1 protein-coding gene is annotated in these 1,133 nt (G+C 59.6%); it reads left to right on the top strand.

Annotated elements, in window-relative coordinates; genetic code table 11:
- The coding region (locus AC1DLB_RS30620) for a malate:quinone oxidoreductase (RefSeq protein WP_477786356.1) at positions 1–980 on the top strand (980 nt) is incomplete at its 5' end.
- Positions 981–1,133: the final 153 nt, after the last annotated feature.

Genomic DNA, 1,133 nt, shown 5'->3' on the forward strand with positions numbered 1-1,133 from the left:
ACTTGAAGTTGTCTAGCGAAGTGCAAGACATCACCAAGAACGCAGACGGCAGCTGGCGCGTAAGCTACAAAAACCTGAAAGACGGCACCAAAACCGAAACCGACGCCAAGTTCGTGTTCATCGGCGCGGGCGGCGGTGCACTGCACCTGCTGCAGAAGTCCGGCATTCCTGAAGCCCAGGAATACGCAGGCTTCCCGGTTGGCGGCTCGTTCCTGGTCACCGATAACCCGGCCATCGCCGAACAACACCTGGCCAAGGCCTACGGCAAAGCCTCCGTTGGCGCACCGCCAATGTCGGTTCCGCACCTGGACACCCGTGTCCTGGACGGCAAGCGCGTCATCCTGTTTGGCCCATTCGCGACCTTCAGCACCAAGTTCCTCAAAGAAGGCTCGTACCTGGACCTGCTGAGCACCACCACCACGCACAACGTGTGGCCAATGACCCGCGTCGGCATCAAGGAATACCCACTGGTCGAGTATCTGGCAGGCCAACTGATGCTGTCTGACGAAGACCGCATGAATGCCCTGAAAGAATACTTCCCGAATGCCAAAGCCGAAGACTGGCGCCTGTGGCAAGCCGGCCAGCGCGTGCAAATCATCAAGCGTGATGAAGCCGCCGGTGGCGTGCTGAAGCTGGGTACCGAAATCGTTGCTTCSSMWGACGGCACCATCGCCGGCCTGCTGGGCGCATCGCCAGGCGCRTCGACTGCCGCACCGATCATGCTGACCGTGCTGCAGAAAGTGTTCAAGGACAAGGTTGCCACCCCAGCCTGGCAGGAAAAACTGCACCAGATCGTGCCTAGCTACGGCACTCAGCTGAACAACAGCCCTGAGAAAGTGGCTCAAGAGTGGGCTTACACCGCCAAGGTGTTGGAGCTGACTCCGCCGCCGGTGATTGGTCAGGTGGCGGCTCCGGCTGCTGCTCCGGCTGCTCCGGCTAAGGCGCCGAAGGCCAATGCTGCGACGGATATGGCTCTGTAACTAGAAGCCCTGTCAAAAGCCCACTGAACCGGTGACGGTCAGTGGGCTTTTTTGTGGGCGAAAGATCAAAAGATCGCAGCCTTCGGTAGCTCCTACGTGTTCGTGGTGTTCGTGGTGTTCGTGGTGTTCGCGTGTCGCAGATATCGCCGATAC

Source organism: Pseudomonas sp. 05N434, from assembly GCF_056396965.1.